Origin of the sequence: Haemophilus seminalis (genome assembly GCF_006384255.1) — a bacterium.
GTDB lineage: Bacteria > Pseudomonadota > Gammaproteobacteria > Enterobacterales > Pasteurellaceae > Haemophilus > Haemophilus seminalis.
Genome location: NZ_VCED01000004.1, coordinates 110889 through 129968, shown reverse-complemented (window position 1 = coordinate 129968; position 19080 = coordinate 110889). Strand labels below are relative to the sequence as shown.

Annotated in this window: 20 protein-coding genes; 12 read left to right on the top strand and 8 right to left on the bottom strand. The window is 37.2% G+C overall.

Annotation, left to right across the window (positions count from 1 at the left end):
* The first annotated feature begins 49 nt into the window (after positions 1-49).
* From FE813_RS06925 to FE813_RS06915, 3 genes are read left to right on the top strand one after another with little or no spacing between them, the layout of a single operon-like run.
* Complete coding sequence (locus tag FE813_RS06925) at positions 50-619, top strand: VOC family protein (protein ID WP_005638042.1); 570 nt, start codon at positions 50-52, stop codon at positions 617-619.
* A 4-nt stretch (positions 620-623) separates the two neighbouring features.
* Positions 624-920, top strand: coding sequence for a hypothetical protein (locus tag FE813_RS06920; protein WP_005633732.1), 297 nt, complete (start codon positions 624-626; stop codon positions 918-920).
* 25 nt (positions 921-945) lie between these two features.
* Positions 946-1410 carry an outer membrane lipoprotein gene (locus FE813_RS06915; protein ID WP_139989994.1) on the top strand — a complete coding sequence of 155 codons (465 nt, stop codon included), beginning with the start codon at positions 946-948 and terminating at the stop codon, positions 1408-1410.
* A 69-nt stretch (positions 1411-1479) separates the two neighbouring features.
* On the opposite strand, the gene FE813_RS06910 is transcribed toward FE813_RS06915, so the two are convergent.
* Together FE813_RS06910 and FE813_RS06905 are read right to left on the bottom strand one after the other, a co-directional pair.
* On the bottom strand, positions 1480-3246 hold the full coding sequence (locus FE813_RS06910; RefSeq protein WP_139989993.1) for an ABC transporter ATP-binding protein/permease: 1767 nt from the start codon (positions 3244-3246) through the stop codon (positions 1480-1482).
* Between the two features lie 62 nt (positions 3247-3308).
* Positions 3309-5546, bottom strand: a complete 2238-nt coding sequence (locus tag FE813_RS06905) for a TonB-dependent siderophore receptor (protein ID WP_139989992.1) — start codon at positions 5544-5546, stop codon at positions 3309-3311.
* Positions 5547-5727: 181 nt separating this feature from the next.
* Here FE813_RS06905 and truA point away from each other — a divergent pair, with 181 nt between their 5' ends.
* Positions 5728-6525, top strand: coding sequence for a tRNA pseudouridine(38-40) synthase TruA (gene truA, locus FE813_RS06900; protein ID WP_139989991.1), 798 nt, complete (start codon positions 5728-5730; stop codon positions 6523-6525).
* Positions 6526-6580: 55 nt separating this feature from the next.
* Here truA and dacB read toward each other — a convergent pair whose 3' ends face one another.
* Entirely contained in the window at positions 6581-8020 is a 1440-nt protein-coding gene (gene dacB / locus FE813_RS06895; RefSeq protein WP_139989990.1) for a serine-type D-Ala-D-Ala carboxypeptidase, read from the bottom strand.
* A 163-nt stretch (positions 8021-8183) separates the two neighbouring features.
* Between dacB and greA the strand changes: the two genes are divergently transcribed.
* Positions 8184-8660 (top strand): transcription elongation factor GreA, encoded by a 477-nt coding sequence (gene greA, locus FE813_RS06890; protein ID WP_005637913.1) that lies wholly within the window; start codon positions 8184-8186, stop codon positions 8658-8660.
* Positions 8661-8698: 38 nt separating this feature from the next.
* Here the strand turns inward: greA and yhbY are convergent, their stop codons facing one another.
* The gene (gene yhbY, locus FE813_RS06885; RefSeq protein ID WP_005628915.1) at positions 8699-8998 is read right to left on the bottom strand and encodes a ribosome assembly RNA-binding protein YhbY; all 300 of its coding nucleotides are present in this window, start codon (positions 8996-8998) and stop codon (positions 8699-8701) included.
* Positions 8999-9124: 126 nt separating this feature from the next.
* On the opposite strand from yhbY, the gene rlmE reads away from it, so the two are divergent.
* The 6 genes from rlmE to FE813_RS06855 all read left to right on the top strand — a co-directional run bounded on the left by rlmE (position 9125) and on the right by FE813_RS06855 (position 15253).
* On the top strand, positions 9125-9754 hold the full coding sequence (rlmE, locus tag FE813_RS06880; RefSeq protein ID WP_005637911.1) for a 23S rRNA (uridine(2552)-2'-O)-methyltransferase RlmE: 630 nt from the start codon (positions 9125-9127) through the stop codon (positions 9752-9754).
* Positions 9755-9843: 89 nt separating this feature from the next.
* Positions 9844-11736, top strand: a complete 1893-nt coding sequence (gene ftsH / locus FE813_RS06875; protein WP_139989989.1) for an ATP-dependent zinc metalloprotease FtsH — start codon at positions 9844-9846, stop codon at positions 11734-11736.
* A gap of 123 nt (positions 11737-11859) precedes the next feature.
* Positions 11860-12687: a dihydropteroate synthase gene (gene folP / locus FE813_RS06870; protein WP_139989988.1), complete on the top strand. Its 828-nt coding sequence runs from the start codon at positions 11860-11862 to the stop codon at positions 12685-12687.
* A 32-nt stretch (positions 12688-12719) separates the two neighbouring features.
* Complete coding sequence (gene glmM / locus FE813_RS06865; protein WP_139989987.1) at positions 12720-14054, top strand: phosphoglucosamine mutase; 1335 nt, start codon at positions 12720-12722, stop codon at positions 14052-14054.
* 58 nt (positions 14055-14112) lie between these two features.
* Positions 14113-14592, top strand: a complete 480-nt coding sequence (sixA, locus tag FE813_RS06860; RefSeq protein ID WP_139989986.1) for a phosphohistidine phosphatase SixA — start codon at positions 14113-14115, stop codon at positions 14590-14592.
* A 235-nt stretch (positions 14593-14827) separates the two neighbouring features.
* Positions 14828-15253 (top strand): hypothetical protein, encoded by a 426-nt coding sequence (locus tag FE813_RS06855; RefSeq protein ID WP_139989985.1) that lies wholly within the window; start codon positions 14828-14830, stop codon positions 15251-15253.
* Positions 15254-15321: 68 nt separating this feature from the next.
* Here the strand turns inward: FE813_RS06855 and FE813_RS06850 are convergent, their stop codons facing one another.
* From FE813_RS06850 to moeA, 3 genes are read right to left on the bottom strand one after another with little or no spacing between them, the layout of a single operon-like run.
* Positions 15322-15642: an HI1450 family dsDNA-mimic protein gene (locus FE813_RS06850; RefSeq protein ID WP_180978707.1), complete on the bottom strand. Its 321-nt coding sequence runs from the start codon at positions 15640-15642 to the stop codon at positions 15322-15324.
* 20 nt (positions 15643-15662) lie between these two features.
* Entirely contained in the window at positions 15663-16394 is a 732-nt protein-coding gene (gene moeB, locus FE813_RS06845) for a molybdopterin-synthase adenylyltransferase MoeB (RefSeq protein WP_139989983.1), read from the bottom strand.
* Between the two features lie 3 nt (positions 16395-16397).
* On the bottom strand, positions 16398-17612 hold the full coding sequence (gene moeA, locus FE813_RS06840; RefSeq protein WP_139989982.1) for a molybdopterin molybdotransferase MoeA: 1215 nt from the start codon (positions 17610-17612) through the stop codon (positions 16398-16400).
* Positions 17613-17761: 149 nt separating this feature from the next.
* Here moeA and folE point away from each other — a divergent pair, with 149 nt between their 5' ends.
* Positions 17762-18418 (top strand): GTP cyclohydrolase I FolE, encoded by a 657-nt coding sequence (gene folE, locus FE813_RS06835; RefSeq protein WP_139989981.1) that lies wholly within the window; start codon positions 17762-17764, stop codon positions 18416-18418.
* Between the two features lie 48 nt (positions 18419-18466).
* Here the strand turns inward: folE and FE813_RS06830 are convergent, their stop codons facing one another.
* Positions 18467-19075 carry a chalcone isomerase family protein gene (locus FE813_RS06830; RefSeq protein WP_139989980.1) on the bottom strand — a complete coding sequence of 203 codons (609 nt, stop codon included), beginning with the start codon at positions 19073-19075 and terminating at the stop codon, positions 18467-18469.
* Between the last annotated feature and the right edge of the window lie 5 nt (positions 19076-19080).

The following is a 19080-nucleotide window of genomic DNA, read 5'->3' as shown; positions in this document are numbered from 1 at the left end:
AAATAATCGGCTATGATACCGTTCTTTATGAGTTTCTCAAAGGGACAAAATGACAAATTTACAGGAAAAATCACCCGCACTTTTTTCTGATTTGGCGGAATTTGAAAAAAAAATTCAACAATTAGCTCAAATGATGTCAATCGATTTTTCAAATTATGAGATCGATCACCTTGCCGTGCGTGTAAATAATGAACAAAATGCAAAAAACTGGCTGACACTTTTATTGAAATACGGTAGAATTTTATCCGATAACATTGTCAACGGACGTAAGATTTATCTAATTCAGTTAGAAAAAGCAGTGAAGTTCGCTAATCAGTTCGTTGATGTTATTGAACTACCGTTCCCTAAAAATAAGCAGTATCCTGTAGAAGGTTGGGAGCATATTGAGGTTGTAATGCCATTTTTACCGAATGAATCGATAAATGAATGGGTACAGCGTATTAATATGCGTTTTTTATGGAGCGAATTAACTCAATTAACCATTAAAGTGAGCGAGCCTAAAGTGGATGGCGAGAGATTGCCTAATCCATCTATTGCAGTAAGTTTTGTTGATAAGACATCAAATCATACTTGTATTAAGGTTCATCCTTATTCTATAAAGAAAATACTCGAGGTTTAGCAAAATGAAAAAATTATCTCTTGCATTAGCGGTTTTAGCAGCTGTAGGTTTAAGTGCTTGTTCTTCTTTCCAAAAAGATGAAAATGCTTATAAAGGTCAAATCGTTTTTAGCCAAATGGAAGGTGAAAATCTTAAATTAACCATCCGTAAAAATGATTGTTCAGGCCGTCAACAAGATGGTGAGCAAGTTGTGCTTACTCACAAGTATGATTCAACCTTAGTTGTTGGTGCTTGTGTTTTAGTATCTGACAATGGTAATACTAAAAACATTTCAACTTTTTCTCCGAGAAATCCACTTTAATTCCTTTTCAGAGGGAACATAGCATATGAAAAAAACAAGTATGGCATTGGCATTGTTAGTTGCTTTTAGTGTAACTGGTTGTGCAAATACTGATGTTTTCAGCGGTGATGTTTATAGTGCATCTCAAGCTAAAGAAGCTCGTTCAATTACTTATGGTACGATTGTTTCTGTGCGTCCTGTTAAAATCCAAGCTGATAATCAAGGTGTTGTTGGTACGCTTGGTGGTGGTGCTTTAGGTGGTATTGCAGGTAGTGCAATTGGCGGAGGTCGTGGTCAAGCTATTGCAGCAGTAGTTGGAGCGATCGGCGGTGCAGTAGCTGGAAGCAAAATCGAAGAAAAAATGAGTCAAGTAAACGGTGCTGAATTAGTGATTAAGAAAGACGATGGTCAAGAGATTGTCGTTGTTCAAAAGGCTGATTCGAGTTTTGTTGCTGGAAAACGAGTTAGAATTGTTGGTGGCGGTTCTAATCTTAATGTTTCAGTGCTATAAATTAAATTTTAATAAAAAGCGAACGTTTGGTTCGCTTTTTTATTATCTAAAATATGTTAGAATAAACGATTATTCACATAATAAACATATATCTAATTTCAATTGTTTATTGTGGAATTGTTGAAGTGTACTTCTATGGCCTATACTTAAAATAATCATTTCAGGTAAATGATATCGAATTTTTCGATAGAGCAAATACTCAGTTGTTTCATCTAATGCAGATGTTGTTTCATCTAAAAATACGACATCGGGTTTAGTGAGTAAAATACGAATAAAGGCAACACGTTGTAATTCTCCCGGGGATAAAATAACTTGCCAGTCATTTATATGATCAAGGGCATGGATATATTTACCTAAGGCACAATCTTCCATTGTTTGAATTAGATCTGGATGGTTGGGATTGATATTAGGATAACAAATTGCTTCCCGTAAAGTGCCTTGTGGCATGTAAGGACGTTGTGGTAAGAATAAACTTCCAGTACAAGGATGTTCTGCAATACCAATCGTTTCAAAAGGATAAATTCCCGCAATTGCTTTTAATAATGAAGTTTTCCCTGTGCCTGATGCGCCCTGAATTAATAGTGCATCGCCATTAACTAAATTAATATTTAAATTATTAAGTAATACACGACCTTTTTCATCTTTAATTCCAAAGTCTTTTAATGCGACACGATGAGAACATAGAAATGGTTGATAAAACGCTTGATTATCTAAATCATCCATTTTTTTCATAAAACCATATAAACGGTTTAAACGAGCCTGATAGAGTGTAAATTGCTCATAAAATAATCTAAAAAATGAAAGGGCAGTCATTAACCGGTTAAAAGCCTGTACAGTTTGATGCATATCACCAAGTTTAATTTGTCCTGCAAAGAAACGTGGTGCTTGTAACATTAATGGTAAGAGTTTTGCAACTCGAGTAACTCCAGAATTAAATCCATCCAATCCAAGCATTTTTAATACAATAGCCCAACGGTTATGAATAATCTGACGAAATTGATATTGTAAGAAAGTTTGTTCTTTTGGTTCGCCATTATAAAAAGCAATGCTTTCTGCATTGTCTCGTACACGGATTAAGGAATAACGATAATCGCCATTGAGTTTCTCTTTTGTAAAATTTAACTTAATTAGTGGGCGACCAATCCACACGGACATGAGTGTTGCAAAAATAATAAAGGCATAAATGAAGAAAACGACGCCTTTTTCAATATTAAATCCAAATAAAGTTAATACGCCAGAAAGTGACCATAAAATAATCGTAAATTCAATGGTCGTGAGCACTGAGTTAATCACGCCTCGCACAATTTGTACCGTACTGGTAATAAATTCTCTCGCATCTTGTTCAATACGTTGATCGATATTATCTGGTAAATCTCGTTCGTATTTCAGGCGATAGTATTTTTTCTTATTTAGCCAGCGTTTAATAAGTGTTGCATTAAGGCTTTCCAACCAACGAATTTCAAAAACTTGTTGAAAGAAGTAATCAGCAATGGCATGTATAACTTGTGCTACCACAAGAAGAACATTTAGTTTTGCAAAGAACCAAAATTTCTCAATGTTTAATTCTTGCATTGAGCTATACAATCCATTGTAAAAAAATGAATTAAGCACACTAAATCTAACTTCCAGCAATATCATCATAAAGAGTACTAACAGCATTAAAATTAGTTTAATGCTTGTTTTTTTGTTTATTAATGGAGAGACGATACACCAGAATTTTTTGCCGAAAGTAGTTTGTTTTAAGGCTAACATTGTTACGCTAAAGCACAATATCACCCAAAAAAGTGCGGTTAAAATCCAGTTTAAACTATTATTAAGTTCGGTTTGCCAGTTCATTTATTATCCATAAAAGTCAAAACAAAAAGGGCGAAATATTCGCCCTCGTATTGTGCGCTCAATTAAAACTCAACTTTAGTGTTGAAGATAAATTCACGTCCATAACCTAATGCAACAGGTATTAACGTGTTTGTTGCATTACCAGAGGTGGATGGATAGTAAGTTTTATTTGTTAAGTTTTTACCGTTAAGTTGGAAAGACACTTTCTTGCCAGAGATTTTAGTATCATAAGCAATAAAGGCATCATATACCACGGCATGAGGTAATTTGTATGCTTTTGTATAAGTATTATTGTAGGCATACCAGGAACCTAAATAACGAGCGCCACCACCAACACGGATGTTGCCAAAATCAAATTCACCTACGTTATAAGCTAAGAATAAGGAAGCTTGATGTTTTGGTACACCAGAAAGTTGTCGATTTACCGCATCAGGATAAAGTTCATTTTCAAGTGATTTTACTTTGGTGTATGTATAGTTAGCCGCTACGCTTAGACTATCCGTAATTTGACCATTAAGATCGAATTCCGCACCACGAGAACGTTGTTTGCCGACGATATTTAATTGTGCATTTGAACCCGAACCAACAGCCTCAGCCACATTACGTTTGCTGATATTGAATAATGCAAGTGTAGCATTGAAACCTGAGTTTTCATATTTTGCACCAATTTCAAAGGATTTACCTTGTTCAGGTTTTAAATCTCCACTAACGGGTGTCGCCACACTCATTTGTGGACGGAAAGACTCCGAGTAGTTTGCAAAGGTCGCAATATGTGGGGTAAATTTATATACGGCACCTAATTGATACAATAATTTACCATCGTGTTGATCGGTATTTCCGGTTTTTGTTAGATTTTGACCTTTTTTACAGTTTGCCGCATTTAAGCAATGACGCCCTGCAAATTGATCAAAATACTCATAACGTAAACCGCCCGTCATAATAAAGTTATCTGTAAAGTAGGCGGTATCTTGAATATAAACACCAACAGTTTTGAGATAGTTATATTGATAGGCGTTGCCGTTACCATTTTTATGTTCCGCAACAGGGCTGGTATAGTTTGGATTATGAATATTGATATCAGAATTCATGATGCCTTGGTTATAAATAGGACCAAGATCACGAATATTACGCATTGCATCAATACCGGCTACAAAGCGGTTAGCAATATCACCAATACCAAATTCACCAACGATATTTAATGTACCGCTATGAACGCGTTGATCGCCTTGTTGCTGTTCAATAGCTCGGCGTGCATGACGCGCGCTTAATTCAGGAGAGGTAATCTCGCCCTTTTTATTTTTAACAGCAGGGATAGCGATATCTGTAACGTTAATATTTGTAATACGAGCTTGATTGTAGAAATATTTGTAACGCGCATAGCTATAACCCGCATTTAATTTCCAACCATCACTTAATTTGTGTTCAATTTTAAAATCAATGTTATCGGTTTTTGCGGTTGTTTCATTATTTGGTTCATCTAAACGACGCGATACAGGAATATCCGGTAATGCATTGGTTGCTGTTAAAAGATTTGTGCCACGATCAAATGGCTCAAGAATATCTTTATGTTCATAAGAAAGAAGCACTTTAGTTTTATCATTTTCCCAAGAAAGTGATGGTGCGTAAGTGGTATTTTTCACTGTGCCAAAATTACGCCAGTAGTCTTTTTCTTGTTTGTCATAGATAAAGCGGTAAGCAAAACCATTTCCTAAACCACCAGTGAAATCTAATTGCGTTCCCCAGAGGCTATGATTACCTAAGGTTCCACCAACGACATAACGTGGCGTTTGTTGTGGTTTTTTAGTAATGATATTAACCACACCACCTGGATCTTGAATACCATAAAGTACAGATGCAGGTCCTTTTAAAACTTCAACGGTTTCAGTTGTCGCGCTAAAGTTTTTAGCTGGGCCGGCTTGTAAACCGTTACGCATAATTGAGTTATCGCGGTTTCCACCAAAACCACGTTTTTGGATGGCATCAAACATACCTCCTAGAGTATTCGCTTGACTCACACCACTGACGTTATAAAGCGCATCAATAAGTGATTCAGATTTGCGATCTTCTAGTAGTTTGCTCGAAAGAATATTTACTGTGTTTGGCGTGTCGAATACTGGTACTTCAGCTTTTGATACGACGGATGTTCCTGTCGTTTGATAGCCATTTTGTTTAATACCTGTATCTTGAACATTAATTTGTTCAATCGTTTCAGTACTAGCTTTATGTTGCGTTTCAGCTAACGCAGAAACAGAAACTCCGGCAAAAAGTACGGTGTAAATTAGGCTTAATTTAAATTTCATAAAATGCTTCCGTAGATTAGATATAGGTAAAAGGAGGCGCGAGTATATCTAAAAGGTTAATTTACATCAATAGTAATTATTATCATTTAATAAAAAATATGTTTATTCTTACATAATGAAATTTGCGTACCCTATAAAGTTGCGTTACCATAATTTCACTCTATCAAAAATAAGGCATAAGATGAAAATTGCATTAGGTATTGAATATCAAGGCACAAATTATTACGGCTGGCAACGCCAAGAAAATGTGCGTAGCATACAAGAACAACTTGAAAACGCGCTTTCCATTATTGCTAATGAAAAAATTGAAATTTTTTGTGCCGGGAGAACTGACTCAGGGGTGAGCGGAACAGGGCAAGTCGTACATTTTGAAACTAGTGCAGTACGTCCTGATAAAGCATGGACATTCGGGACAAATGCGAATTTACCTGATGATATTGCGGTTACTTGGGCAAAAAAAGTTGATGATGAATTTCATGCGCGTTTTTCAGCAATGGCTCGTCGATATCGCTATATTCTTTATTGTAATAAATTACGCTCAGCTATTTTACACGGAGGAATTACGCATTGTTATTTAGATCTGGATGCAGAAAAAATGCATCAAGCTGGTCAGTATTTACTAGGCGAGCATGATTTTTCCTCTTTTCGTGCCGCACAATGTCAATCAAACACGCCGTGGCGTAATGTTCATCACTTATCAGTTACTCGGATTGGGCAATATATTATTGTGGATATTCAAGCCAATGCTTTTGTGCATCATATGGTCCGTAATATTGTTGGGAGTTTGATTGAAGTTGGTGCAGGTAAAGAATCAATTGAATGGATGAAATGGCTACTAGAACAAAAAAATCGTCAGCTTGCGGCACCAACTGCAAAACCTGATGGACTATATTTAGTAGATGTAATTTATCCTAAAAAATTTGGCCTTCCTAAAAGCCATTTAGGGCCATTATTTTTAGGTAATGAGTATGTTAAATAATTAAAAAACACCGCACTTTGTCATTTTAAGTGCGGTGTTTTTTTAGAAGATTTTATTAATATTTATAGATTTCGTTGTATAACCCACTCTCAAATTGTACTAATGGTGCTCGTTTTGTTTTGCTTTCCAAATCGCCTGTTGAGTAGCCATTAATAAATTGTACAAAGGCTACTTTTTCCCCCCGAGCATTTGTCATAAAGCCGGCTAGGTTATAAACCCCTTTCAAAGAACCAGTTTTAGCAATAACATTTTTGACTAATGGCGGGCTAATTAATCCACCTCGCCCACTGATCGTGCCATCTACACCAGCGATGGGGAAAGTTTCCATTAAATGTAATTTATCTTCGTTTTTGGCGATGTATTCTAAAACGGATAGCATTGTTTTAGGTGCTACAAGATTATGGCGAGATAGACCCGAACCATCGGCTAAAATACTGTTACCAAAACGAATTCCTTGTTTTTGCAAGATGGATTTAATCGCTAATGTACCTAATTGAAAGGATGCCGGGCGTTTATAGTAATTGAATGCCACCGCTCGGAACAATGAATCGGCAATTTGGTTATCCGATTTTTTCATCATTTTTTTCAATAAATCTGGTAATGGTTTCGATAAATGTTTAGCTAATAGCTGACCTTGTTGTGGTTTTTGTGGCAGCATGACTTTGCCATTAAACTCAATACCTAATTGTCTTAATTGACGTTGAATAATCGCGGCAGCATAAGCATCCGTATCTTGCACAGCAAAGCTTAAGCCAAAAGGTTTAGATTGACGTGCTAAACATCCTTTTACTTGATAGCGATTATTGTCGTGTGCAACAACATCGAGCTGACAATAGGGCGCTTCATTGCTATCCGCTACGTAAACTTGTCCGAACACTTGAATTGGAAATTGTGCTGGCACATTGATTTTTACTGTTTCACCGGGATTTTGATTGGCATCTAGTTCCGCATAAAAGCAGTTGTTATCAATATTCGCCGCGGACGGGGGAGAGTTGAAACACATGGTCAGATCGTTCCAAATCCAACCTAATCCTCGGTCGTGACTAGAAAAAACAGAGGTATCTAATACTAAATCGCCATTAATTTTTTTGATACCTTGTTTTTTTAATTCTGCAAGTAAGGTATAAAGTTGGCCACTTGTGAGATCAGGATCGCCTGTGAAACGCACGATTAAGTGACCATCTAAATTCCCATTTTGAATTTTCCCATTACTCAAAAGTGCGGTCTCAAATTGGAATTGATCGCCTAATGCAAGTTTAGCGGCGACAGCAGTAAAAACTTTTTGTGTGCTCGCAGGAAGCATAAAGGTTGAGCCATTATAATCCGCAATAATTTGGTTTTGATTTATATTTTTTGCGATGAAACCTACGCTAGAGCCTTCAGGCAATTTTTGTGTTAAATCTGAAACATTAATATTTGCGAAGGTTGGCAGGCTAAAGCTCACTGAAAGTAAAAAGGATCCAAGTGCGGTAGAAATTGAAGATAATTTTTTCATATTAGGTTTGTTATGGTTGCTATTTTTTTTTAGACGAACAATAATAAGCCCCGAATGAAATTGAGTAAATCATTTTCTCATTTCAAGTTTATTTTTAATAATACTGCGGCAAGATTTTAGGATTTTGTCGTGGTTTTTGTTTTATTTAGTAAAAGGAAAAACAATGCAACAAATTCCAATGACTGTGCGTGGCGCAGAACAATTACGTGAAGAATTGGATTTCTTAAAAAATGTACGTCGTCCAGAAATTATTAAAGCGATAGCAGAAGCACGCGAGCACGGTGATTTAAAAGAAAATGCAGAATATCATGCAGCTCGTGAGCAACAGGGGTTTTGTGAAGGTCGTATTCAAGAGATTGAAGGTAAACTTGGTAATGCTCAAATTATTGATGTAACAAAAATGCCAAATAACGGTAAAGTTATTTTCGGTGCAACCGTTGTGCTTGTAAATACTGATACAGACGAAGAAGTCACTTATCGCATTGTAGGCGATGATGAAGCGGATATTAAATCGGGTTTGATTTCGGTTAATTCTCCCATTGCGCGAGGTTTAATTGGTAAAGAATTAGATGATACCGTTAATATTACAACGCCTGGCGGTGTCGTTGAGTTTGATATTATTGAAGTGAATTATATTTAAATAAAAAAGTGCGGTTAAAAATGACCGCACTTTTGTTGTTATTTGCGTGGAAGCTGAATTTTTGCTTCTTCGCTTGGGCGATAAAGCACCAAAATATGCCCGATAGTTTGTACTTGTGCTGCTTTAGTTTCACGCACAATCGCATCGATAATAAGTTGTTTTGTCTCGCGATCTGCACCAGCAACTTTTACTTTAATGAGTTCGTGATGATTAAGTGCATTTTCAATTTCAGCAAGTACGCCTTCGGTTAAGCCATTTCCACCAAGCATAACTACTGGGTTAAGATGGTGCGCAAGACCTTTTAAAAATTGTTTTTGTTTGGTTGATAAGGTTGTCATAAGGATTCCTAATTAAAAAGAGCGGTTGATTTTCTCAATGTTTTTCACTGATTTCAATCAGCCTCGGCTTGAATTCGGCAGATTGTAACCAAATATAAGCAAAACTACTACCAAAAATAGAAGATTATGGGAAAGAAAAAACGTTCAGCGAGTTCTTCTCGCTGGCTAAATGAACATTTTAGTGATCAATTTGTGCAAAAAGCGCATAAGCAAAAGTTACGTTCACGCGCTTATTTTAAGATTGATGAAATTCAACAAACGGATAAATTATTTAAACAAGGAATGACTGTGGTCGATCTTGGCGCTGCACCTGGCGGTTGGTCGCAATATGTGGTGGGACAGATTGGTGGAAAAGGTCGAGTGATTGCTTGTGATATTTTGGAAATGGATCCCATTGTAGGTGTTGATTTTCTGCAAGGCGATTTCCGTGATGAAAATGTTTTGAATGCTTTATTAGCGCGCGTAGGCGAAGATAAAGTTGATGTTGTGATGTCTGATATGGCACCCAATTTTAGTGGAATGCCATCGGTGGATATTCCGCGCGCAATGTATTTGGTCGAGCTTGCTTTAGATATGTGTAAACAAGTCTTGGCAACCAAAGGAAGCTTTGTTGTTAAAGTTTTCCAAGGTGAAGGCTTTGATGAATATTTAAGAGAAATTCGTTCTTTATTTAATGTGGTGAAAGTGCGTAAGCCTGAAGCATCACGCGGACGCTCTCGTGAAGTATATATTGTGGCGACTGGCTATAAAGGCTAATTGCTTTGATAGCTTTTCATCGCTAATGATGTGTAGTATCTTGTAAAAAATTTTTTAACTTAGGAAAGGTAGGTTAGACTTTGAACGATATGGTCAAAAATCTGGTGCTTTGGGTGGTAGTAGCGGTCATTATGATGACAGCATACCAGAGTTTTAATTCCTCCTCGGTAGATAATTCTACTGATTATACAACCTTTGTTTACGATGTAAGCAATGGACAAGTGACAGAAGCTCGTTTTGATGCCAATGAAATTACGGTAACGAAAACGGATGGATCTAAATATTCAACCGTAATGCCCCCACTTGAAGATAAAAAATTGCTTGATGATTTATTAAGCAAAAAAGTGAAGGTGGAAGGTACGCCATTTGAAAAACGTGGTTTCTTATCTCAAATTTTAATTTCTTGGTTCCCAATGTTATTCCTTGTTGGTGTATGGGTATTCTTTATGCGCCAAATGCAAGGTGGTGGCGGCAAGGCGATGAGCTTTGGTAAAAGCCGCGCCAAAATGCTGAATCAAGATCAGATTAAGGTTACTTTTGCGGATGTTGCTGGTTGCGATGAAGCAAAAGAAGAGGTAGGCGAAATCGTTGATTTCTTGCGTGATCCGAATAAATTCCAAAACTTGGGCGGTAAAATTCCAAAAGGTATTCTGATGGTTGGTCCTCCTGGTACTGGTAAAACCTTATTGGCTCGTGCTATTGCAGGGGAAGCAAAAGTTCCATTCTTCACTATTTCTGGTTCTGATTTCGTAGAAATGTTTGTGGGTGTTGGGGCATCTCGTGTACGTGATATGTTTGAACAGGCTAAGAAAAATGCACCTTGCTTAATCTTTATTGATGAAATTGATGCTGTGGGGCGTCAACGCGGTGCAGGTTTAGGCGGTGGACATGATGAGCGTGAACAAACCTTAAACCAAATGCTAGTTGAAATGGATGGATTTAGCGGTAATGATGGTGTAATTGTTATTGCAGCGACTAACCGTCCAGATGTACTTGATCCAGCCTTAACTCGTCCAGGCCGTTTTGACCGACAAGTTGTTGTTGGTCTGCCTGATGTAAAAGGTCGTGAGCAAATCTTAAAAGTACATATGCGCAAAGTGCCTGTAGCACAAGATGTTGATGCAATGACATTGGCGCGTGGTACGCCTGGCTATTCCGGTGCAGATTTAGCAAATTTAGTGAATGAGGCTGCCTTATTTGCTGCTCGAGTAAATAAACGTACGGTAACCATGCTTGAGTTTGAAAAAGCGAAAGATAAGATCAATATGGGGCCAGAGCGTCGTACCATGATTATGACGGATAAACAAAAAGAGTCGACTGCTTATCATGAAGCAGGTCATGCGATTGTGGGTTATTTAGTTCCTGAGCATGATCCTGTACACAAAGTGACTATTATTCCCCGTGGCAGAGCGTTGGGTGTGACGTTCTTCTTGCCTGAAGGTGATCAAATTAGTATTAGCCAAAAACAATTAGAAAGTAAGCTTTCTACCCTGTATGCAGGTCGTTTGGCAGAAGATTTGATTTATGGTGAAGAAAATATCTCAACAGGTGCATCAAATGATATTAAAGTAGCGACTAATATCGCGCGTAATATGGTGACGCAATGGGGATTCTCTGACAAATTAGGTCCAATTCTTTATACGGAAGATGAGGGCGAGGTTTTCTTAGGTCGTTCAATGGCGAAAGCAAAACATATGTCAGATGAAACGGCTCATGCAATTGATGAAGAAGTTCGTGCAATTGTAAATCGTAACTATGCGAGAGCAAGACAGATTTTGATCGACAATATGGATATTCTTCACGCCATGAAAGATGCGTTAGTCAAATATGAAACCATTGAAGAAGAACAAATCAAACAATTGATGAATCGTGAACCAGTCACTCCGCCATCTGGATGGGAAGAGCACATTGGGCAAGCTGCTTATGCAAATAGCAATAATGCTCAAAGTGCGGGTGAAAATTCGGTAGATTCTAATTCCTAATCAATTCTCTAATCAATAAGGCCTTTCTTCGGAAAGGCTTTATTTTTCCCTAATGATTTTTTTCTTCAGCGTATTCCGCTATAATCGCCCGACTAAAATTAATCTAAAAATCCACCGCACTTTATGAAACTTTACGCGAATAATAAATGTCTTGATTTAAGTGTTCCTCAGATTATGGGAATCCTTAATTTTACGCCTGATTCTTTTTCTGATATCGGACAGTTTTTTAGTTTGGATAAAGCGCTTTTTCAAGTTGAAAAAATGTTGGAAGAAGGTGCGACAATTATTGATATTGGCGGTGAATCTACGCGTCCTAATGCGGATGAAGTCTCTGAACAAGAGGAATTGCATCGTGTTGTGCCAGTAGTGGAGGCGGTGCGAAGCCGTTTTGATTGCTGGATTTCTGTCGATTCCTCAAAAGCAGTTGTGATGCGTGAAGCAGCGAATGTTGGAATGGATTTGATTAATGATATTCGTGCTTTGCAAGAGCCAAATGCGTTAGAAACCGCAGTAAAACTTGCTTTACCTGTTTGTATTATGCATATGCAAGGTCAACCTAGAACGATGCAGGCAAATCCTCATTATGAAAATGTCGTACAAGATGTATTAGCTTTTTTACAGAAACGTACTGATGAATGTCTTTCTGCTGGTGTTAAAAAAGAAAACTTAATTTGGGACATGGGATTTGGTTTTGGTAAGTCTGTACTGCATAATTATCAATTATTACAAAATCTGAATGAATTTTGTCAGATGGGCTATCCAGTATTAGCGGGATTATCTCGCAAATCAATGATTGGCGCTGTGCTTGATAAACCCGTCGATCAGCGAGTGATAGGTAGTGCGGCAGGTGCGCTTATTGCAGCACAAAAAGGTGCAAAAATTTTACGCGTACATGATGTTGCGGCAACATCAGATATGCTCAAAGTTTGGCAGGCGACAGAAAATGCCTGATGGTTTTATAAAAAAATTAAAGGAATTGTATTATGGCAAATCGTAAATATTTTGGAACAGATGGTGTACGTGGAAAAGTGGGCACTTATCCAATCACACCAGATTTCGCATTAAAATTAGGCTGGGCTGCGGGAAAAGTATTAGCTTCCCAAGGTTCTAAAATGGTTCTAATCGGTAAAGATACCCGAATTTCGGGATACATGTTGGAATCAGCCCTTGAAGCAGGTTTGGCTGCTGCGGGTTTATCTGCTGCATTTACCGGCCCTATGCCTACACCTGCTATTGCTTATTTAACTAGAACTTTCCGTGCTGAAGCGGGTATCGTGATCTCAGCCTCTCATAATCCTTATTATGATAATGGCATTAAATTCTTTTCAGCAAAAGGTACTAAATTACCTGATGAAATTGAAGAAGCCATTGAAGCGATGTTAGAGCAACCGATGGATTGCGTGGAATCTGCTGAATTAGGTAAAGCAAGCCGTATTAATGACGCAGCAGGACGTTACATTGAGTTTTGTAAAGGCACATTCCCAGCACACTTAGGCTTGGATGGTTATAAGATCGTGGTAGATTGTGCAAATGGTGCAACCTACCATATTGCGCCTAACGTGTTGAGAGAGCTTGGTGCGGAAGTCATTGAAATTGGTACAGATCCAAATGGTTTGAACATTAATGAAAAATGTGGCGCAACGGATGTGACAGCATTGCAAGCTAAAGTAGTTGAAATGAAAGCTGACGTTGGCTTAGCTTATGATGGCGATGGTGACCGCATTATGATGGTCGATCATTTAGGAAATAAAATCGATGGCGACCAAATTCTCTTTATTATTGCGCGTGAAGCATTACGCTCAGGTCAATTAAAAGGCGGTGTCGTTGGCACATTAATGAGTAATATGAGCTTAGAGATTGCGTTGAAAATGCTTGGTGTTCCTTTCTTACGCGCAAATGTGGGCGATCGTTATGTATTGGAAAAAATGGTTGAAAACGATTGGACGCTTGGTGGTGAGAATTCAGGACATATTATCATTGCGGATAAAAATACAACTGGCGATGGCATTGTTGCGTCATTAGCTGTATTGGCGGCGATGGCTCAGCATAAATTATCATTAAATGAATTAGCGAGTGCGGTTAAATTATTCCCTCAAGTGTTAATCAATGTACGTTTTGCAGGTGGGGAAAATCCACTTGAAAGTGATGCTGTAAAATCTGTTGCCGCAGACGTTGAAAAACGTTTAGAAGGTAAAGGCCGTATTTTATTGCGTAAATCGGGTACAGAACCACTTATTCGCGTTATGGTGGAATGCCAAGATGCTGCACTTGCACAACAATGTGCAGAAGAAATTGCAGAAGCAGTGAAATCTCATTAATTTTTTAACCGCACTTTATTTAGTGCGGTTTATTTTTATCAAATACTTAGGAAAGCAAATGAATATTTTTATTATGCGTCATGGCGAGGCTGAAGTAATGGCTAATAGCGATAAAGCTCGTCGCTTAACTGCCTATGGTATTAAACAAGCCTTTACTCAGGGGCAATGGTTAAGAAAACAGTTAGAGTTAGCCACGCCAGATCGTATTATTATTAGTCCTTATGTGCGAGCACAAGAAACCTTCGAGCAGGTAAATCAGGCTTTTAATGGTGAACTATCATCAAAAATAGAAATTTGGGACGGTGTTACACCTTATGGCAATGCAGAAATGGTGACGGATTATTTTTCTGTATTGCGTAATGAAGGTATAAAATCTATATTTATTATTTCTCATTTACCTTTAGTCGGTGAAATTGTAGCGGAGCTCTATGGAAAGCGAAATCCAATCAGTTTTTACCCAGCCACTATTGCATATTTAAATTGGTCTGGACAATATGCAAAAATTCTCATGTATAAAAATGCAGATACGTTGTTCTAATTGTATTATTAATAATTAAATTAATGGTTGTTTATCTTTACAAAAAATAAATATTTTTCATGGAACTTTATAAATATACTTTATTTATCAATTGGCTAGTTGTATTTTTGTTTGTAAAGATTTTTAAAGAAATGTAAATTTTTATTTTACCTATTTCCTTTTTAAGAAATATGCGTAAACTACGCCACACAAAGCAATAGGGCTTTGCAAAATGAATACTAGATGGAGATTTATCATGAAAAAATTAGCATTAGCTGCATTGGTGTTAGGTTCAACGGTCGCTTTAACCGGTTGTTTTGATAAAGATGAGGCAGCACAAAAAGTTGCAGAGGCAAAACAAGCGGCAACTTCAGCTGTTACGGATGTGAAAGAAGCTGCAACTAATGCTGCAGCAGATGTAAAAACTACTGCACAACAAGCTGTATCTGATGTGAAGGATATGGCGAGTAACGCTGTAGATTCTGCAAAATCAGCGGCAGCAGAAAAAATAGCTGAAACTAAAGATGCAGCTATGGCTAAAGTTGAAGATGCGAAGAATGTGGCAATGGAAAAAGTTGAACAAGCCAAAAATGCAGCGTCTTCAAAAATGGAAGAAATGAAACAATCTATAGGTGAAAAAGCGAATCAAACAATTGATGCGGTGAAAGAAGCTGCTAAATAATTTTGTGATTAAATAGAAAAATCCCTATTGTGAATTCAATAGGGATTTTTTAGTTTTAGTATTTGATATTATTTTTTCCAGATAACATGAAATTCACGATTTTCTTCTCGGTGAGAAATTAAAAATTTTGCAAATATATCGTCCATTTCATCTTGATTGTTTACTAATCCAACCCAAATCTCGGCATATTCATTTGGATCGATGAGTACGCCAATTTTGTCTTCCCAGTTATCGGCAGTTTCTACAAACTCAACAGCTCCTCGTTCTTCAAATTGTAGGTTGAAGAGAAGGATATCGGCAGGATCAAGATTTTCACTTGCCATTTCTAGAAAAATATCGTACGCAATATCAATTGCTGTATCAGGATCAAGTTTTTCGATTTCAGTCATCATAAAATATTCTCATAAAACTAAGGGTTATTTATTGGTAATTTTATTTCTCGAATGTTCATTGAAAAGCCATCAATAATGAGTAATCTACCACATAAATTCTTGCCAATTTTTAAACGCACTTTAATAGCTTCTAATGCTTGAATAGAACCAACAATCCCAACAATTGGGGCTATTACTCCTGCTTCTACACAACTTAATATGTTCTGCCCAAATAATTTACTTAGTTCACGATAGGTTGGTGTATTTGATTCATAGGTAAAGACTGAAATCTGCCCTTCCATTCGGATTGCCGCACCAGAGATTAAGGGAATATGCGCTTTCTCGCATTGGCGATCAAGTTGATTACGAATATCGACGTTATCAGTGCAATCTAAGACTAGATCAAAGTGCGGTATTAATTCGGCCAGTTTTTCTTCGGTTAGTTTTGCATTTATTGTTTGAATATCAATATGTGGGTTAAGCTGTTCTAGGGCTATTTTAGCAGATTCAACTTTTGGCATATTCAGTCTAGCATCACAATGAAGCACTTGACGTTGTAGATTGGAAAGTGAAACATGGTCAAAATCTAATAGGGTTAGATGCCCTATACCTGAAGCGGCTAAATATTGACTAGCCGAACAGCCTAATCCACCTAAACCTACAATGAGCATTTTGCTCTCTTTTAGTTTTTCTTGTCCTTCAAAATCAATCGATTTAAGAATAATTTGCCGGTTATATCGTAGCTCTTCTTCGTAACTTAATTCAGTCATAGGTTACCCCAATAAATGATTGAAGAGTTCTATGGTTACACGTTCACCTGCTGATACATTGCCACGCTCTTGTTCTAATACAATAAAACAATTACTTTTTATGAATGCACTAAATAAGTGAGATCCTTGAAACCCAACCGACTTAACCTCAATTTGTCCTTGTGAGTTGATGTGATAAAAACCTCGTTGGAAATCTAATCGACCAGGAGCTTTTTTTAAGTTTGTTGAAGCAATTGCTGAAAAACGTGCTGGATTTTTCCATCGTTTTTGACCTTGCAATTTTGCAATAAGGGGCTGAACGAGTTGATAAAAAGTAACAAGTGCAGAGACAGGGTTACCAGGTAAGCCACAAAACCATGCATTTTCTAGTTTACCAAAAGCGAAAGGTTTACCAGGTTTAATGGCAAGTTTCCAGAAATTAATTTCACCTACTTTTTCTAATACTGTTTTAGTGAAATCGGCTTCTCCAACAGATACCCCACCACTGGTAATCACTAAATCAGCCTGCTTTTGTGCAGATATAAAGGCTTTTTCAAATTCAGCCTCATTGTCTGGTAATAATCCTAAATCAATAACTTCACAATGAAGTTTTTCTAGCAGTAATTTTACGGTGAATCGGTTTGTATCGTAAATCTGTCCAATTTGTAACGGTTTACCTACCTCGACAAGTTCATCCCCAGTGGAAAGTATGGCTACTTTTAATCGATGATAACATTTTACTTCTGAGATACCCAAAGAAGCTAATAATGGTAAAGAAACGGCATTTAATTCATCACCTTGTGTTAATACTATATCCCCTTTTTTAACATCCTCTCCAATACGACGAATATTTTGATTGATTTTAGGTAATTCAGAGAAGGTGATTGTTCCGTCTTCATTTACGTTGACTTGTTCTTGCATTACGACCGCATCAGCACCTTCAGGAATCATTGCCCCAGTCATGATTCTTATTGCACTCTGAGCAGGCCATGAGCCTTGAAATGGTATTCCTGCAAAGGATTTACCTGCAACAGAAAGGGTCAGTGATTTTTCTAAATCAGCTAAACGTACAGCATAGCCATCCATCGCAGAATTATCGAAAGAAGGGACATTAATAGGGGAAATAACATCTTCTGCACAAATTCTATTAGCGGCTTGTTGTAAATTAAGCGTTTCAATTTGTGTAGGAAAGGAGAGCTGTTCTAGCATATTATTACGAGCTTGATCCAAGGTGAGCATAGAGATTCCTTAATTAGAGTAAAATTTAAAGTATTGTAGTCTGAAAAATCTTAAAACTAAAGATTTCATTTTACTTAGTGATTTTTCTCATTTTGCGTTCGCTTTATCCTTTGTTAGAATAACGCATTATTTTTTTAGGAAAGACTGTTATGACCGATATTTCACAAGATGCAATAAGTGTGCGCAATGCTTTAATTGCTAAGGGCATTGAAACGCCGATGATAGATCTAAACCAATGTAAAGAAGTGCGTCGCTTAGGTATTGCAAAACATATGCATGAAGTGATGAAACTAATTGGATTGGATTTACGAGATGATAGTCTTGAAGAAACACCTAATCGTTTGGCAAAAATGTTTATTGATGAGATTTTTAGTGGAATGGATTATGCAAATTTCCCTAAAATGACAAAAATTAAAAACCAAATGAAAGTGAGCGAAATGGTGCAGGTTAATGATGTTACATTGACGAGTACTTGTGAGCATCACTTTGTGACGATTGATGGTAAAGTTTGTGTAGCATACTATCCAAAAGATTGGGTTATTGGTCTTTCGAAGATTAATCGTATTGTGTCGTTTTTTGCACAGCGCCCACAGGTGCAAGAAAGGCTAACAGAACAACTTCTTACAGCTTTTCAAACTATTTTAGAAACAGAGGATGTCGCCGTTTATATTAAGGCAACACACTTTTGTGTGAAAGCGCGAGGAATTAAAGATACAAATAGTTATACTATTACTTCTGCTTATGGAGGCGTATTTTTAAAAGATCGTGATACGCGTAAAGAATTTCTTGCTACTATTCAAAAATAAAATGGAAATAAAATCGCCGCACTTTTTAATAAAAGGCGGCGTTTTTATTTATCCAAAGGATTTTTTCTCTTGATTTAACAGATAGTTTGGCGGCAGTTCAGGCATTGAATCTTGTTCATCAAAGGATTCAATTTCTGGTTTGAGATAAAATTCAGCCGCTTCATGATTGCTTTTCATTTTGCCTAATAATTGTGGCTGAAGTTTTACAAAAGTACTATTCGGTGCAAGCCAGATGCCGATAAATGCTTGATTAAATTTAGCATCAAAATCGTGTTCCAAAACTGTATCATTTAATACAAAGTAACCTCTATCTGGTAAGGCAATATAGTTCAAAATATCGTTTGGGGAAAAATCCGGAAATGTGGATTGCATTTCTTTGAGCCAGCTTTGAGTATCGCCATCATTAAGTTTTAAGGTTTCGATTTCTTTAATAAGAGTAATCGCAAAATTTTTTCCTTCAATGGGTTTTTCATATTTGAAAGAGAGCATTAATGGGCGTTCATTTTCTTGATAAGTGCCCGTTTCGGAAAATAAGCCAATGGTATAAACATGGAACGGCCCCCACGTGTATTCGGCATTTCCGATGGGTTGCCAATGAGCAAAAGGTGCGGCAGAAAAAAACGTTATCATTGCCACAAAAAGGGATTTCATTTTCATAGTAA

What these genes read in the sequence shown, in the direction of transcription:
- FE813_RS06925 (WP_005638042.1), top strand. Translation starts at nt 50, where the DNA reads ATGACAAATTTACAGGAAAAATCACCCGCACTTTTTTCTGATTTGGCG.
- FE813_RS06920 (WP_005633732.1), top strand. Translation starts at nt 624, where the DNA reads ATGAAAAAATTATCTCTTGCATTAGCGGTTTTAGCAGCTGTAGGTTTA.
- FE813_RS06915 (WP_139989994.1), top strand. Translation starts at nt 946, where the DNA reads ATGAAAAAAACAAGTATGGCATTGGCATTGTTAGTTGCTTTTAGTGTA.
- FE813_RS06910 (WP_139989993.1), bottom strand. Translation starts at nt 3,246, where the DNA reads ATGAACTGGCAAACCGAACTTAATAATAGTTTAAACTGGATTTTAACC.
- FE813_RS06905 (WP_139989992.1), bottom strand. Translation starts at nt 5,546, where the DNA reads ATGAAATTTAAATTAAGCCTAATTTACACCGTACTTTTTGCCGGAGTT.
- truA (WP_139989991.1), top strand. Translation starts at nt 5,728, where the DNA reads ATGAAAATTGCATTAGGTATTGAATATCAAGGCACAAATTATTACGGC.
- dacB (WP_139989990.1), bottom strand. Translation starts at nt 8,020, where the DNA reads ATGAAAAAATTATCTTCAATTTCTACCGCACTTGGATCCTTTTTACTT.
- greA (WP_005637913.1), top strand. Translation starts at nt 8,184, where the DNA reads ATGCAACAAATTCCAATGACTGTGCGTGGCGCAGAACAATTACGTGAA.
- yhbY (WP_005628915.1), bottom strand. Translation starts at nt 8,998, where the DNA reads ATGACAACCTTATCAACCAAACAAAAACAATTTTTAAAAGGTCTTGCG.
- rlmE (WP_005637911.1), top strand. Translation starts at nt 9,125, where the DNA reads ATGGGAAAGAAAAAACGTTCAGCGAGTTCTTCTCGCTGGCTAAATGAA.
- ftsH (WP_139989989.1), top strand. Translation starts at nt 9,844, where the DNA reads ATGGTCAAAAATCTGGTGCTTTGGGTGGTAGTAGCGGTCATTATGATG.
- folP (WP_139989988.1), top strand. Translation starts at nt 11,860, where the DNA reads ATGAAACTTTACGCGAATAATAAATGTCTTGATTTAAGTGTTCCTCAG.
- glmM (WP_139989987.1), top strand. Translation starts at nt 12,720, where the DNA reads ATGGCAAATCGTAAATATTTTGGAACAGATGGTGTACGTGGAAAAGTG.
- sixA (WP_139989986.1), top strand. Translation starts at nt 14,113, where the DNA reads ATGAATATTTTTATTATGCGTCATGGCGAGGCTGAAGTAATGGCTAAT.
- FE813_RS06855 (WP_139989985.1), top strand. Translation starts at nt 14,828, where the DNA reads ATGAAAAAATTAGCATTAGCTGCATTGGTGTTAGGTTCAACGGTCGCT.
- FE813_RS06850 (WP_180978707.1), bottom strand. Translation starts at nt 15,642, where the DNA reads ATGACTGAAATCGAAAAACTTGATCCTGATACAGCAATTGATATTGCG.
- moeB (WP_139989983.1), bottom strand. Translation starts at nt 16,394, where the DNA reads ATGACTGAATTAAGTTACGAAGAAGAGCTACGATATAACCGGCAAATT.
- moeA (WP_139989982.1), bottom strand. Translation starts at nt 17,612, where the DNA reads ATGCTCACCTTGGATCAAGCTCGTAATAATATGCTAGAACAGCTCTCC.
- folE (WP_139989981.1), top strand. Translation starts at nt 17,762, where the DNA reads ATGACCGATATTTCACAAGATGCAATAAGTGTGCGCAATGCTTTAATT.
- FE813_RS06830 (WP_139989980.1), bottom strand. Translation starts at nt 19,075, where the DNA reads ATGAAAATGAAATCCCTTTTTGTGGCAATGATAACGTTTTTTTCTGCC.